This window comes from Candidatus Lernaella stagnicola, assembly GCA_030765525.1.
Taxonomy (GTDB): Bacteria; Lernaellota; Lernaellaia; order Lernaellales; family Lernaellaceae; genus Lernaella; species Lernaella stagnicola.
Window position 1 is genome coordinate 1 of record JAVCCK010000008.1, and the last position, 13,431, is coordinate 13,431.

Consider the following 13,431-nt stretch of genomic DNA (forward strand, 5'->3'; position numbering starts at 1 on the left):
CCTGGAAGTGCTTGAATACGCTCATTGAAACTGTGCATTGACAGAACAAGAGAGGAAACACTAACCTTGATTCAGGTGTTGCACTTTTCAACCGCCATGTGCTTCACTTTTCGACCGGCGCTTACAAACCTTCGTCCCGCTGATTTTGGTTGTCTGCCTGCTGCCGCTGGTCTCCTTCGGCCAGTCGTCGAAACGGGTGGCTGTTCTGGAGCTTCACAACGAGGCGGGGATCACCGATTCCGAGGCGAACTACCTGACCGACAAGGTGCGCGACGCGGCGAGCCGGGTGCTGGCGAGCCGGGGCTTTCTGGTCATGACCAAGGAGAGCATGTACGAGCTTCTCCCTCCCGGCACGGATTACAAGAAGGTCTGCACGTCCGCGCAATGCGAGGTGGAGGTGGGGCGGCAACTCGGCGCGGACTACATCGTCACCGGCGAGATTATCAAATATGCCGGCGATTACCTGATCAACCTCAAGGTGCATCACAGCCAGAGCGGCGCATTTCTGGGCTCACAGTCGGCTGAAGGCGCCGACAAGAAAGCGCTGAAAAAGGCGCTCGACCGTTCCTCTCTTCAATTGTTCAACAAGGTGCTGGCGCACGGGGGGGGCGGGTCGGTTTCACAGACGCGACCGACAATCCAGCCTGGCGCGATCGGCGAGTCGCGGACCGGCGATTGGGAATTGCCCACAGCCTCGCAAGTCGTGGTGCGCTTCGAGAGCGACCCGCCGGGCGCGGTCGTGATGGTCGATGGGCAACTCAAGTGCCAGCAGACGCCATGCAGCAAGGCCATGAATGAGGGCACCGTGACCGTCTCCATGCAGCGCGAACGCTACCAGGCTCGGCAGGAGATCGTGCAGATCAAGAAGGGCATGTCGCCCATTTCTTGGAAGCTGTCGCCCAACTTCGGATGGCTCACCGTCGAGAGCGCCCCCTCCGGACTGCCGGTCAAAATCAACGGCGAGTCGGCCGGATCAACGCCTTTGACTGCCAAGGAACTCGACCCAGGCGCTTATGAGGTGCTGGTCAGCGATCCGCGTTACTACGATCAGGGCGAGCGAATCAACTTATCGGCGGGAGAGCGCAAATCAGTATCCGTCACGCTGCCGCCACGTGAAGGTGGCATCCAAGTCACCGCCCGCGACCAAAACGGCAATGACCTCACGGGCGAGGTCTTCATCGACGGTGCGAAAGTCGGCAACGCGCCTGGGACGTTCAAGGCGATCATCGGGCAGCACAAGGTCGAAGTGCGGACGGCCCAGGGATCGTGGTCGGGGCAAGTCGACGTCAAGGAACGCGAGGTAATCGCCGTGGCGGCCGAAGTCCAGGTGGCGTCGGTTCCGCCCAAGCCAACCGCCTCGACGCGGAGCGCAGCGGCGAGCGGGGCGACGGACGGCATGGTGCACATCCCGGCTGGTTGGTTCCAGATGGGTTGCGTGCCGGGTGACAGTCAATGCGTCACCGCCGAAAAACCACGGAAGCGGGTGTATGTGGATGGCTTCTACATGGATATTCATGAAGTCACCGTCGCTGAATTCCGTCGCTGTGTTCAGGCCGGGCACTGCAAAGTGGAGCGGGACCGCAGTAAAAGCAACTACTGCAACTGGGGTTACGACGACCGCGACGACCACCCGATCAACTGTGTGAGCTGGCATCAAGCAAGCGCTTTCTGTAGTTGGGCGGGCAAGCGCCTGCCCACCGAGGCCGAGTGGGAAAAAGCGGCGCGCGGCGGTCAGAAGGGAAAAGGCTATCCCTGGGGCGATGCAGACGCGAGTTGTGACTATGCGGTGATGGATGACGGTGGCGAAGGTTGTGGCCGAAAAAGTACCTGGCAGGTGATGAGCAAGCCTCGCGGGCGCAACGAATATGGTTTGTACGACATGGCCGGCAACGTGTGGGAGTGGTGCGAAGACTGGTACGACGAAAAGTGGTACTCGAAAATGCCTAAACGCAACCCGCAAAATAATACCCAGTCTCAGCACCGCGTGCTGCGGGGTGGTAGCTGGAGAAGTTATCCGCCTGGCGTGAGCGCGTCGAATCGGATTGGGAATCTACCTACGATTACGAACCACAGCTTCGGGTTTCGATGTGTCGGGACTGAGGAATGACCCTTGGGCCCTTTTTCTCTTTTATCCTTTTGGGGGCTTCCAAAGGGGGCTTGACCCTTTTGGTGAGTACAGGGCGAAGCCCTGTCCGTGAAAAACAGGAAAGAGATGTGGCGTAAATGAAACGCTTTTTTACATGGCTTCTGCCGTTGCTGGTTCTCACGACTGTGTCGCTGGCCGGTGACGCGCCCCGCGTTGCCGTGCTGGATTTCCAAAACCCGGCGGGGTTGGAGCAGCAGGAGGTCGATTACATCACCGAGTTGGTGCGCACCGAGGCTCGGAAGATGCTGCCCCGTGATCGGTATGTGCTGATGACCAAGGAAAACATCCAGGACCTGCTGCCGCCGGAAAGGCGCAATCTCTCCGAGTGCGTCGGCGAGTGCGAGGTCGAAACCGGCCGAATGATCGGCGCGCGCTACCTGGCGACCGGCGAGATCGTGCGGTTTGGCGGTGAACTGCGGGTCACGGTGCGGCTGTATGATGTCGAAACCGGCAACCTGCTGGAGAGCCGTCGCGCCAAGGGCAAAAAGACGCTCGACCTGGAAGCGCCGCTGGAGCGGGTGTCGTCGATGCTGTTTGTCATGCTCCCCGGCGCGAACCAGTTCGTGGCGACCGCGCCGGAGCCGGTGGTTACGCCGACGCCCAAGCCATACACCCCCCCGGCGAACGCGGACCCGGCCTTTGAAAAGCTCGTCCGCGAGGAGCAGGTGCGGATCGAGGCCGAGCGCCGCCTTGCCGCCGAGCGCCAGGCACAGCGAGATGCCGACTACTTGGCGGTAAAGGCGATTCACGATTCACCTTCCTACTCCGACGAAGCGAAGAAGGCGGCCTATGCCAAGTTCATCGAGAAGTGGGCGGGGGATACGGCCCGCACGCCCGAGGTGAAAAAGTGGCTGGCGTCGGTGGATGTGCCGGAGGGCATGGTGCACATCCCGGCCGGGTGGTTCCAGATGGGCTGCTCGTCCGGCGACTCGGAGTGCGACAACGACGAAAAACCGAGTAAGCGGGTGTACGTGGAAGGTTTCTTCATGGACGCTCACGAAGTCACGCAGGCCGAGTATCAGCGCGTCACAGGCACGAACCCCAGTCACTTTCCAGGTTGCCCGACTTGCCCGGTGGAAATGGTCAGTTGGCACGATGCTCGCAATTACTGCGCGAAGGTAGGAAAAAGTCTACCGACGGAGGCGGAATGGGAGTACGCGGCCCGCGGCGGCACGACGGGGGTGCGTTACGGAAACCTGGATTCAATCGCCTGGTACAGCAAGAATTCGGGCCTCAAAATTCATCCTGTCGGCCAGAAGCAGCCCAACGCCTACGGTTTATTCGACATGCTCGGCAACGTGTGGGAATGGTGCGAGGATGGGTACGACGAAAACTGGTACTCGCGGATGCCTGAACGCAACCCCAAAAACGAAAGTCAGTCTCAGTTCCGCGTGCTGCGGGGTGGTTGCTGGATCAATCTTCCTCTAAACGTACGCGCGTCGTATCGGTACAGGTTTCTACCAACGATTACGGACAGCAACTTCGGGTTTCGATGTGTCGGGACTGAAAAATGACCCTTGGGTTCTTTTTCCCTTTTACCCTTTTTGGGGGGTCTGGGGGCAGAGCCCCCAGCGATTTTTGAAAGAAGAACGTACCTGCGGATCGCTGAAACAGGTCGTTCAGCGTGGGATTCTTAGGAGTGTCTGAATGCGACGTATGACAATCATCTTGGTTTTCTTCCTCCTGGCGTCGGTTTGTGCTTTTGCCGCCGACTCGGAGTTGCTCCAGACCAGCGGCCAAGCGGCGGTCGGGCAAAAGGTGCCCTGGTTTTCGGGTTGGACGGTAGACGACCAGGTCTTCAACCTGAAAAAGGCGTGGGCCGATCCGGCGACCAAGCGCGTGGCGTTAGTGTTTTGGGCCACGACGTGCGCCCCGTGCCGCGTGGGCATGCAGCGGCTTTGTCAGGCGAAAGCGAAGTTGGAGCGTGCGCACGTCAAGGTCGTGTTGGTGAATGTCGGCGAGCCGGTCGGCACCGTGCGGCGGTTCCTCAAAACCCACCCGCAAAAGTTCACGGTGGTGGTCGACCAATACGGACATTCGAAAAAGGCCTTCCTGAACAACGGCGACGGCCCGACGCCCGTGCCGCGCACGGCCATCATCGGCCGCGGCGGAAAGGTGATCCGCATCATCGGCGCCGAGGGCAGCGATTACATCAACCAGATTGTGAAGTGAGGTGATTGGATGCAATTCGTGAATCGAAACCGGAATTTGTTTGTTGTCGTCGCTGTTGTCGCCTGTTTGGCGGTCTTGATCGTGTGGACGTTCGCTCTGGCCGCAGGTGACAAGAAGGTCGCGGTGTTGGAGTTGGTCAACAAGGCGGGCATCACCGACGATGAGGCGTATTTTCTCACGGATAAGGTGCGGCGGACGGCGAGCCAGACTCTGCCCATCAGCCATTTCACGATCATGACCAGTGAGAATATCCAAGAGATGTTGCCACCGGGCAAGGACCTGGCCAAGTGCACCGATGCAGCTTGCGAGGTGGAATTAGGCCGGGAAATCGGCGCCGAGTACCTGATCACCGGTGAGATCATCCGTTACGCGGGCGACTTGCGCGTGCAAATCAAGGTCCATCATGTGCCGTCGGGCCATTTCATCGGCAGCGAAGACACCAAGGCCGGTTCGTTGGAAGATCAGGAAGGCATGCTCACGGCGAGTTCCTCGATTTTGATGAACAAGGTGCTTCGGCACGCGGGCGTACAGGCTCCGGCTCGTGCCGGAGGCGGGGCCGTTTTCGTTCAGCCCACTCAACCGACTGGGCCATCCGGGCAGGCGGAGGTGCGGGTGTTGGCCCCGACGGAATTACCACCCCCAACAGCCACCGGTCCGGCGGGTTTGTACATCACTAGCAAACCGGCGGGGGCGGAAGTCTACCTGGGTCAGACGAAGGCTGGGACGACTTCGCCAGCTTTCCAGAAAGTGAATTTACAGACCGGCACGAATGTTCGTATCACACTCAAAATGGACCTCTATCACGATGCCATCTTTGACGCGCAGCTCAAGCCGGGAATTACGAAGTTTGAGGGCGTCGAACTCAAGCCCGCCTTCGGCTCACTGAAGATAGAATCCGAGCCTTCCGGCGCCGACGTGTTGATCGGTGGCGAGAAGGTCGGCACGACGCCGTTTTCAGACCAACGTTATCCGTCCGGCCAGTACCTCGTGACGGTGAAAAAAGAATGGTATTTGCCGCAAGAGGACATTCAAATCACGGTCAGCGACGGCCAGGCCACGACGAAGATGTTTGCCCTGTCGCAAGACTTCGGCACGCTGGAGGTGGCGTCCGAGCCCACCGGCGCGACCGTAACGCTCGACGGCAAGAAACTCGGCACGACGCCGGGCAGTTGGCGGGTGCCGCCGGTGATGGGCGGCAAGCTGGAAGTGACGCTGGCCAGGCATCGTGGCAAGTCCTTCCAGATTACCATCGACCGCAATCAAACTGTGAAGATCACCGCCGAACAGGCGACGCTGACGGCAAAGGTTGGCTCGTTGCAAGTGTACGCCGACCCGCCGGAGCCGGGGGCGAAGGTGTTTGTGGATGGCCGTGAGGTTGGGACCGCCCCGGCGACGGTGGGCGATCTGATCGAAGGCGGCCACGAAGTGAAGGTTGAAACCAAGGACAAATCCGGCACATCCACGGTCAATATCCAGGAAGGGCAAACGGCGGTGGCCACGGTGCCGCTGGGGAATCGCAGTGGTCTTGCCGCGGGTGGCGCGGTGTGGACGGATTCGTCGACGGGATTGACATGGCAGGTATCGCCGACGGGTGGGGAAATGAAGTGGTCTGCGGCGAAATCTCACTGCGAGGGCCTGAGCCTTGGGGGCCAGAGCGGCTGGCGTTTGCCGACGATCACGGAATTGCGGAGCCTGATCCGCGGCTGCCCTGCCACGCAGAAGGGTGGTTCCTGCGGCGTGACGGACTCGTGCTTGAGTTATAAAAGTTGCCGGACCAGTGTTTGTGATGGCTGTTCCAGCAAAGGCGGCCCTGGTTCGGGCGGCGCGTATTGGCCCCCCGATCTTTCGGGCGAGGTGAGTTGGTATTGGTCGTCCTCGGCGGTCGCGGACCTCGACCGCTACGCGTGGTACGTCTATTTCTACGACGGCGACGTCTACAACGGCGGCTACGTCAACGACGGCCACGATGCGCGCTGTGTGCGTTAGTCGACCGTGAAGTTGGTCATTTGGTGATTTGGTCATTTACGGCGTAGGCGGGAAACCAGAAATAAGGATGAACACCCCGTCCGTCATTCCCGCGTAGGCGGGAAACCAGGCAAAAGAAGGCTGGATTCCGGATCAAGCCCGGAATGACAAGGAGTAGGAATGGGAAAACAGTTCTATGTTTACATCATGGCAAGCAAGCGAAATGGAACGCTTTATATCGGCGTCACATCCAACTTGATCAAACGGATTTGGCAGCACAAGAACGATGTTGTGGAAGGATTCACATCAAAATACAGGGTCCATCGTCTCGTTCATTATGAACACCATCCCACTGCCGAAAGCGCCATCGGCCGCGAAAAGAAAATGAAAAAATGGCGAAGGGATTGGAAATTGAGATTGATCGAAAAGGGGAATCCAGACTGGAAGGATTTGTATGAAGAAATCTGCGGAACTGAGTAACTGGATTCCCGCCTTCGCGGGAATGACGAGGGGGAAAAGCGCGGGAATAACGAGGGAGAAAAACGCGGGAATGAGGGTACAGGTTTCATATACTCTTCAAATCCTCTTATGCCTTGCTGCTTGCCGCTTGCTTCTCGCTCCTTCTTTGGCCTTCGCCGCACCGAAGATCATCTTCGAGTCCGAGGTCCATCAATTCGAGAAAATCGAAAGTGGCACGGAAATCCCGGCTGAATTCCTGTTGCACAATGAAGGCGACGACGCACTTGTGATCGAAGAGTTGAAGGTGACGTGCGATTGCACCGAGGTCAGCGCCGAGCCGAAAGTCATCCCGCCGGGTGGTGAGGGAACGATCTTCGTCGTGCTGGATACGTCCTACCGCGTCGGCGAGCTGGACAAGGAGGTCGTCGTCGTCACGAACGACCCGGCGCGGCCGGAAATCACGTTGCACATCAAAGGAACGACCTACCTGCCATTGATCTTCAAACCCAGCCCGTTGTTTTTCGACAGCCTACACGCGGGTCAAAAAGCCTTCGCCGACGTCACACTCATGAATACCGGCAAGAAACCGATCACGGTTAAAAAGCTGCTGGCCTCGGAGCCCGACGTCGAACTGGCGGTTTCGGGAAAAGGCGACACAACCGTCGAATTGCCCCACACGTTGGAATCCGGCGATTATTTGTGGGTCAGGGTCACACTCCAGATAAACAACGAAGCCAAGGGATCAATCAACCGACAAATCTCGGCGGTCGCCGACCCAGCACCGGTGACGCCGTTGATTCTGAAAATACAAGGCAACTTCCCTTCGGAAGCGAAAGGACAACCTCAATGAGGCGTTTTGGGCTTTTCTTCTTGCTGACTGTTGTCGGCACGTTTCTTTCTTGCGCGACAACGATGCCGCCGCATTTGTCGAACCCGGCCGCGCACCCGAAGTTCCCCGTGTCGGAGTACATCACCGGCGTGGGGATGAGCGACACGGGTTTTAGTGACGCGGAGAACCTGGCCAAGCTGAAGGTTTCCGAGCAGGTGCGTTCGTACATTGAGTCGTCCTTCGAGCAGCACATGACCGAGAAGTTCAACAAGATATCGTGGCAAATCAAGAAGCACACAAAGTTCACCCACGCCGAGATGATCCGCATCGACACGACCTCGGGCGCCAAGGTGGGGCAGCTTTACTACGCCTTCGCCTATCTGCCGCGTAAGGACGTGTTCCGAGTTCTTTCTGGTGAATACGAAGCCGAGGCCACCAAGTTTCGCCGCTCCGCGCAATCGTTGCCGACTTTGCACGCCGACCTGCCTGCCTACACCGCGGGACTGCGCCAGTCGCAGAAGAGCTTTGCAGCGCTGGCTGCCAAAGCGTTTGAGATTCGCGCCGTGACCCTCAAGGAGCCCACGGCGTTTCAGGCCGACGACGCCGTGTTTCTGGCGATGGAGCGGGACCGCGTCGCCTTGCTGCGCGGCCTGAAAATCACGGTGCGCATCGAAAACGGCAACGTGGGCGACGCCCGCGAGGTGATCCTCATGGCGGTGACCGGCGCGCTGACGAGGCTCGGTCTGGAGGCCACACCCGGCGTTTGTGATCCGCAGAAACACGAGTTGCTCGTCAAGGCCGAAGTGAAGTGCAAACGCGGTTCGTTCGGCCCGCAATGCAAGCTCGATATCGCTGGCGCGCTAGTGCATTGCTCGTCGGGTGCCGTGCTGGCGGAGGCCGACCTGAACGATCCGTCGTTCAAGGGGCTGCACACCAAAGACCAGTCGCGGGCCTTGACGCAGCTTTACAACACGATCACCGCCGAAGCGCTGACGCCGCTGCTGCAAAAGGCGCTGGCGGGCGTGTTGCCGATTGATGAGCAAACCGCAGATGACGGGAGTATGTGATGGACAGGAATAACGCTGTGGCCAAGAAAGTCGTTTTTGGTCTGATAGCCGGGTTCATGCTTGCCTGCGTTTGGCATCTTGCCTTGGCCAGTGGAGATAAAAAGGTCGCGGTGTTGGAGTTGGTCAACAAGGCGGGCGTGACCGACGACGAAGCCTATGCGTTGACCGATCGTGTGCGGATGATCGCCAGCGAGAATCTGCCTGGCGCGCATTTTACAATCATGACCAGCGAGAACATTCAAGAATTGTTACCGCCCGACATGGATCTGAAGAAATGCACCACGGCCGAATGCGAAGTGGAGATGGGGCGGATGATCGGCGCAGAGTACCTAATTACCGGTGAGATCATCCGGTTTGCCGGGGATCTGCGCATCAATCTGAAGGTTCACAATTCCCGCACTGGTCACTTCGTTGGTGGCCGCAGTTGCGAGGCAACCGATATCCGCAGCCTGGAAACCGCACTGAAAGGAATTTCGAAACAGATCTTCGGGCTGGTGCTCTCGCACGCGGGCGTGGCGGCTCCGGCCCGCGGCGGTGGTGCTGCGGTCTTCGTCTCGCCCACGCAACCGTCGTCGACCGGCGGTGCGGCCGAGGTGCGGGCGCTGGCTCCGAGCGAGCAACCACCGGCGACGGCGACGGGGCCAGCGGGACTTTATATAACGAGCAACCCACCGGGTGCGGATGTCTATCTGGGTCAGACCAAGGCCGGGACGACGAGTCCGGCGTTTCAGAAGGTCAACCTCAAGCCGGGTACAACGGTGCGAGTGACGCTAAAGATGGACCTCTACCACGACGTTTCTTTTGACGTGGCGCTCAAGCCCGGCGTGATGAAATTCGAAGGCGTCGAACTCAAGCCCGCCTTCGGCTCGCTGAAAATCGAATCCGAGCCTTCCGGCGCGAAGGTGCTGATCGGCGGGACAGAGGTGGGCACCACGCCCTACAACAACCCGCGGTATCCCTCGGGCAATTACCTGGTCGTGGTGAAGATGGACCTTTTCCATGATCAATCTTTCCAATTGAACGTTGGCTCAGGAACCTCACATTCTGAAAATTTGTCGCTCAAGCCGGAATTCGGCTCGTTGAAGATCGATTCCGAACCCTCCGGCGCGAAGGTGCTGATCGGCGGTTCGGAAGTCGGAACGACGCCCTACACCAACCTGCGTTATCCATCAGGCCAATATCTACTATCGCTGGAACTGGATTGGCACCTCCCGGTTTTAGATGAGGTTTTTACCGTTATAAATGGGGAAACAACTTTACGAAGCTTTAAACTTTCCCAGGACTTTGGGACCCTTGATGTTGCATCGAATCCCAGCGGCGCTAAGGTCTTACTTAACGGTAAAAAGCTGGGAATAACCCCTGGTAATTTTCGCCTTGCTCCCGTTAAGGCAGGCAAACTTAAAGTAGTGATGGCAGGGTATCGAAGTAAGAAGTTCAAGATTTCACTGGACCGTGGGCAAACAGTGAAGATCACGGCAGATCAAGCGACGCTGCAAGCCAAGCTTGGTTCTTTGCAGGTGTACGCTGACCCCCCGGTGCCAGGAGCCAAAGTGTTTGTGGATGGACAGGTAATTGGGGCCGCACCATTGACAGTAACCGGCCTGATCGAAGGCAACCATGAAGTGAAGGTTGAATCAAAGGACAAAACCGGAACCATGACCATCTCCGTCGCCGAAGGGCAAACTGCAGTGGCGACAATCAAATTGAAGAGCAAGGGTGTTCTTGGTGCTGGCGGTAAAATATGGACCGACGTGTCCACGGGGTTGATGTGGCAAGTTGTTCCAACACGCGGAAAGAAGAATAAAACCTCAAAGAACTTAACAAAATCACATTGTAGGCGCTTGACTTTGGCTGGCTATGGAGACTGGCGTTTGCCGACGATCTCTGAGCTTCGGAGCCTTATCCGCGGCTGCCCAGCAACAGAAAAAGGTGGTTCCTGCAGTGTGACGGATTTGCGATTGAACCGCAATTGGCTTGAGAAATCGTGCTGGGGATGTTCAAGTAGAAAAGGACCAGGGCGGGACGGCATGTACATGCCTCCGGAGCTTTCGGGAAATTGTTGCTCGTATTGGTCGTCCTCAGCAGTCACGGGCGAAAATCGCAGCACTTGGTTCGTCAATTTTCGAACTGGCCGCATCTACAACGACTACTCCGGTGGCAACGCAAAATTCAATAGTATTACGCGCTGTGTCCGTTAGCCGGCGCTACTCTGTAAAGTAGACCGCTACGTAGCACGAGCCGTCAAAGTTGGTTATCTTCCGATTCCAAAGGGAGAGGAAATGAAACTCAAATGGCTTTTGACTATCTGTGCTGTTTTTCTGGTCATTTTTCCGGGGCTTGCCTTGGGCGCGGAGAAGATCGCCATTCTGGACCTGATCAATAAGAGCGGGTTGCCGGAAAACGATGTCTATTTCCTCACCGAACTGATTCGCGGGCAGGTGAAGCGGTCGTTGCCATCGTCCTCTTATTCGATCATGACCCGGGAGAACATCTTCGAGTTGCTGTCCCCCGACATGGACCTGAAGAAATGCACGGAGGCCGAGTGCGAGGTGCAGGTCGGTCGCCAACTCGGCGCAGCTTACATTATCACCGGCGACGCGCTGATTTTCGACCGGCGCTTACACCTGATGAAAAATTTCTTGGGTGAGCCTGTCGGATAGTTGGCGCATCGTTCCCGCGCCCGTGGGAAAAACCAGGCGGTGCGGGTTCTGCAAGCGCCACGCCTTCAAGATCGGGGTGAGCACGTCGAGAATCGGGATGTGTCGCACCTTGCCGCTTTTGGTTGTCGCCTTGTCGTAGCGTCTCGCGACAGTGATTAAATGTGTTGGAAAATCCACGTCCGACCAACGCAGGCCGAACAGCTCCCTGGCCCTCATCCCGGAATAGATCGCAGTCGCGTACAGGGCGAAAACTTCGGGGCTGCGTTCGTGCGCTGCTGCCAGAAACGCTCTGACGTCTTCCTTCGTTCGAAGGTAGGTCGGTTCTGTGATGTGGTTTTTTACCTGCCTAATCGTCGGCAAGGCGCGAAGGATTTCGAGATCAATCGCGTAGCGAAGGACGGAGCCAAGCAGCCCCAAGGTGTTATTGATCCGCGCCGGACTCAATCCGGCTTCAAGAAGCTTCCCCTTAAGGTCTTCGATTCGCGCGGTCGTGATCGCGGCAAGAGGCATGTTGTCAAAAGTGGGCAGAAGCCAGCGGTTGAAAATCGAGTGATCGTCTTTTGCAGAGCGTTTTTGTTCCGTGCGAGCCGGGATATATCGCTTCTCGACAAAATCACGAAAGGCCGGCGTTGGTGTGGGGCGGGGGGCGCGGCCTTCAAGTATCGCCGCAACCTCTGCTTTTCGTCGTGCGAGTTCGTTTGCCGCGTCTTGGTACTTCTCGAAGCTTCGGTAACGGCGCCGGCCGTCGAAATCAATCCAATTGATTCGCCACTTATCGCGGTGACGGTTGGGTCGGCTTCCGTGTCTAGGGGCGCGGCGTTGGCGGGGTGCGGATTTATCGGGCATTGTTTGACCTCCCACAAGGTGAAAAGTTCTTCGCCGTAAGTGGTCTAACGTGTACAATTTGAACGGGTAAGCGGGTTCGTTTTGCAAAAAGAAAGCCCGGAATCGCGAATGATTCCGGGCTTTTAGCGTTGTAGCGGGGATAGGATTTGAACCTATGACCTTCGGGTTATGAGCCCGACGAGCTACCGGACTGCTCCACCCCGCAGCAGCGAAGCATGTTTCTATACGAGTCGCCCGGAATTGTCAAGGGTTGATTATGTATCGCCACGAAATCGCAGATAATTCCCGCCCGGCAGGTGGCGCGCTTTGCCCGGACCGGATGAGTCTGTTACAACACTCGCATGTCACGACGATACCGCCTTCGCCATCGTGCAGTCCTCTACGCCATCATCACCTGCGTGGGCATACTGCTTTGTGCCGAATGGCTGGCGGGAATCGCCGTCGGTGACGCGCCCGCGACACGCTTTTTCGCCGCTCAGGATAAAAACTTATTTCGTGCCGATCCCGAGCTGTTTTGGACTTTGCGACCCAGAGCGGTTTTGGCAGACGAGGGCATTCGCGTCAACGGCGCCGGTTTCCGCGGCCCGCCCATCGAAGCGGCGGAGGCGTCCAGAGCGCGGATCGTCTGTCTGGGCGATTCGGTCACTTTCGGATTCAAGGTGCGGCAACACGAAAGCTATCCGGCGCGTTTGCAGGCGGCGCTTGTGGATCGTTTTGCCGTGCAGGTGATCAATGCGGGCGTGCCGGGGTATACGAGCCTGCAAGGGCTGCGACGGTTTGAGCGCGACATCGTGCCGCTGCGGCCGCAGTTCGTGATTGCGTCTTTCGGCAGTAACGACACCCTAAACGCCACGCGGCGAGACAGCGAGCAGCGCGTATTATCGCCCTGGATGTTTCGACTGCGGCGGCTTCTGGACCGGTCCAAGCTAGTGCGTTGGTTGGCGTCGACGCGACAGGAAGAGCCACAAACGACGCGCTGCACGCCTTCCGAATTCACCGAAAACTTGCGGGCCATGGCGCGGCTGGCGGAAGAAAACGGCTGCCGAATATTCTTCTTTCATCCGCTGCACGCCTCGCGCGAGGACTTGCGGGCTGTCGGCATCACGCTGCCGCCGGAGTTGGCGCAGATCGACGTCGCCGGGGCTTTCGTGGCGACGGGACCCGACGCCCGGAGCATGTTTCAAAGCGACGACAACCACCCGACCGCCAGGGGAAACGCGTTGATGGCGCGAACGATTGCAGCCTTCCTGCGTGAGAGCGGAGCGTTGGATCGATTTGCGCGGTGAG

The 13,431-nt window shown here is 58.2% G+C and carries 11 protein-coding genes and 1 tRNA gene; 10 read left to right on the plus strand and 2 right to left on the minus strand.

The genetic code is table 11. The features are described 5' to 3' along the window. Positions 1–145: 145 nt before the first annotated feature. The 9 genes from P9L99_03375 (at position 146) to P9L99_03415 (ending at position 11,298) form a co-directional block, all read left to right on the plus strand. Positions 146–2,107, plus strand: coding sequence for an SUMF1/EgtB/PvdO family nonheme iron enzyme (locus P9L99_03375; protein ID MDP8222375.1), 1,962 nt, complete (start codon positions 146–148; stop codon positions 2,105–2,107). 116 nt (positions 2,108–2,223) lie between these two features. After that, a complete protein-coding gene (locus P9L99_03380; protein ID MDP8222376.1) occupies positions 2,224–3,660 on the plus strand; it encodes an SUMF1/EgtB/PvdO family nonheme iron enzyme in 1,437 nt (478 codons plus the stop codon). Positions 3,661–3,793: 133 nt separating this feature from the next. Beyond that, positions 3,794–4,318, plus strand: a complete 525-nt coding sequence (locus P9L99_03385) for a redoxin domain-containing protein (protein MDP8222377.1) — start codon at positions 3,794–3,796, stop codon at positions 4,316–4,318. An 18-nt stretch (positions 4,319–4,336) separates the two neighbouring features. Beyond that, complete coding sequence (locus tag P9L99_03390; GenBank protein ID MDP8222378.1) at positions 4,337–6,304, plus strand: PEGA domain-containing protein; 1,968 nt, start codon at positions 4,337–4,339, stop codon at positions 6,302–6,304. Between the two features lie 159 nt (positions 6,305–6,463). Next, positions 6,464–6,763, plus strand: a complete 300-nt coding sequence (locus P9L99_03395) for a GIY-YIG nuclease family protein (protein MDP8222379.1) — start codon at positions 6,464–6,466, stop codon at positions 6,761–6,763. Positions 6,764–6,908: 145 nt separating this feature from the next. Next, positions 6,909–7,592 carry a DUF1573 domain-containing protein gene (locus P9L99_03400; protein ID MDP8222380.1) on the plus strand — a complete coding sequence of 228 codons (684 nt, stop codon included), beginning with the start codon at positions 6,909–6,911 and terminating at the stop codon, positions 7,590–7,592. Beyond that, positions 7,589–8,638 carry a hypothetical protein gene (locus P9L99_03405; GenBank protein MDP8222381.1) on the plus strand — a complete coding sequence of 350 codons (1,050 nt, stop codon included), beginning with the start codon at positions 7,589–7,591 and terminating at the stop codon, positions 8,636–8,638. Before P9L99_03400 ends, P9L99_03405 begins: the two co-directional genes overlap by 4 nt. A 17-nt stretch (positions 8,639–8,655) precedes the next feature. Beyond that, the gene (locus P9L99_03410; protein ID MDP8222382.1) at positions 8,656–10,836 is read left to right on the plus strand and encodes a PEGA domain-containing protein; all 2,181 of its coding nucleotides are present in this window, start codon (positions 8,656–8,658) and stop codon (positions 10,834–10,836) included. A gap of 81 nt (positions 10,837–10,917) precedes the next feature. After that, entirely contained in the window at positions 10,918–11,298 is a 381-nt protein-coding gene (locus P9L99_03415; GenBank protein MDP8222383.1) for a hypothetical protein, read from the plus strand. On the opposite strand, the gene P9L99_03420 is transcribed toward P9L99_03415, so the two are convergent. Then, positions 11,257–12,144, minus strand: a complete 888-nt coding sequence (locus tag P9L99_03420; protein ID MDP8222384.1) for a site-specific integrase — start codon at positions 12,142–12,144, stop codon at positions 11,257–11,259. The two genes, P9L99_03415 and P9L99_03420, sit on opposite strands and share 42 nt — an antisense overlap. Before the next feature lie 131 nt (positions 12,145–12,275). Next, positions 12,276–12,349, minus strand: a tRNA-Met gene (locus P9L99_03425). A gap of 136 nt (positions 12,350–12,485) precedes the next feature. Here P9L99_03425 and P9L99_03430 point away from each other — a divergent pair. Further along, complete coding sequence (locus P9L99_03430) at positions 12,486–13,430, plus strand: GDSL-type esterase/lipase family protein (GenBank protein MDP8222385.1); 945 nt, start codon at positions 12,486–12,488, stop codon at positions 13,428–13,430. The last annotated feature ends 1 nt before the right edge of the window (position 13,431 follow it).

Excerpts from the sequence above, each read along its gene's own strand:
- P9L99_03380 (MDP8222376.1), top strand. The coding sequence starts at position 2,224 with ATGAAACGCTTTTTTACATGGCTTCTGCCGTTGCTGGTTCTCACGACT.
- P9L99_03385 (MDP8222377.1), top strand. The coding sequence starts at position 3,794 with ATGCGACGTATGACAATCATCTTGGTTTTCTTCCTCCTGGCGTCGGTT.
- P9L99_03395 (MDP8222379.1), top strand. The coding sequence starts at position 6,464 with ATGGGAAAACAGTTCTATGTTTACATCATGGCAAGCAAGCGAAATGGA.
- P9L99_03405 (MDP8222381.1), top strand. The coding sequence starts at position 7,589 with ATGAGGCGTTTTGGGCTTTTCTTCTTGCTGACTGTTGTCGGCACGTTT.
- P9L99_03415 (MDP8222383.1), top strand. The coding sequence starts at position 10,918 with ATGAAACTCAAATGGCTTTTGACTATCTGTGCTGTTTTTCTGGTCATT.
- P9L99_03420 (MDP8222384.1), bottom strand. The coding sequence starts at position 12,144 with ATGCCCGATAAATCCGCACCCCGCCAACGCCGCGCCCCTAGACACGGA.
- P9L99_03430 (MDP8222385.1), top strand. The coding sequence starts at position 12,486 with ATGTCACGACGATACCGCCTTCGCCATCGTGCAGTCCTCTACGCCATC.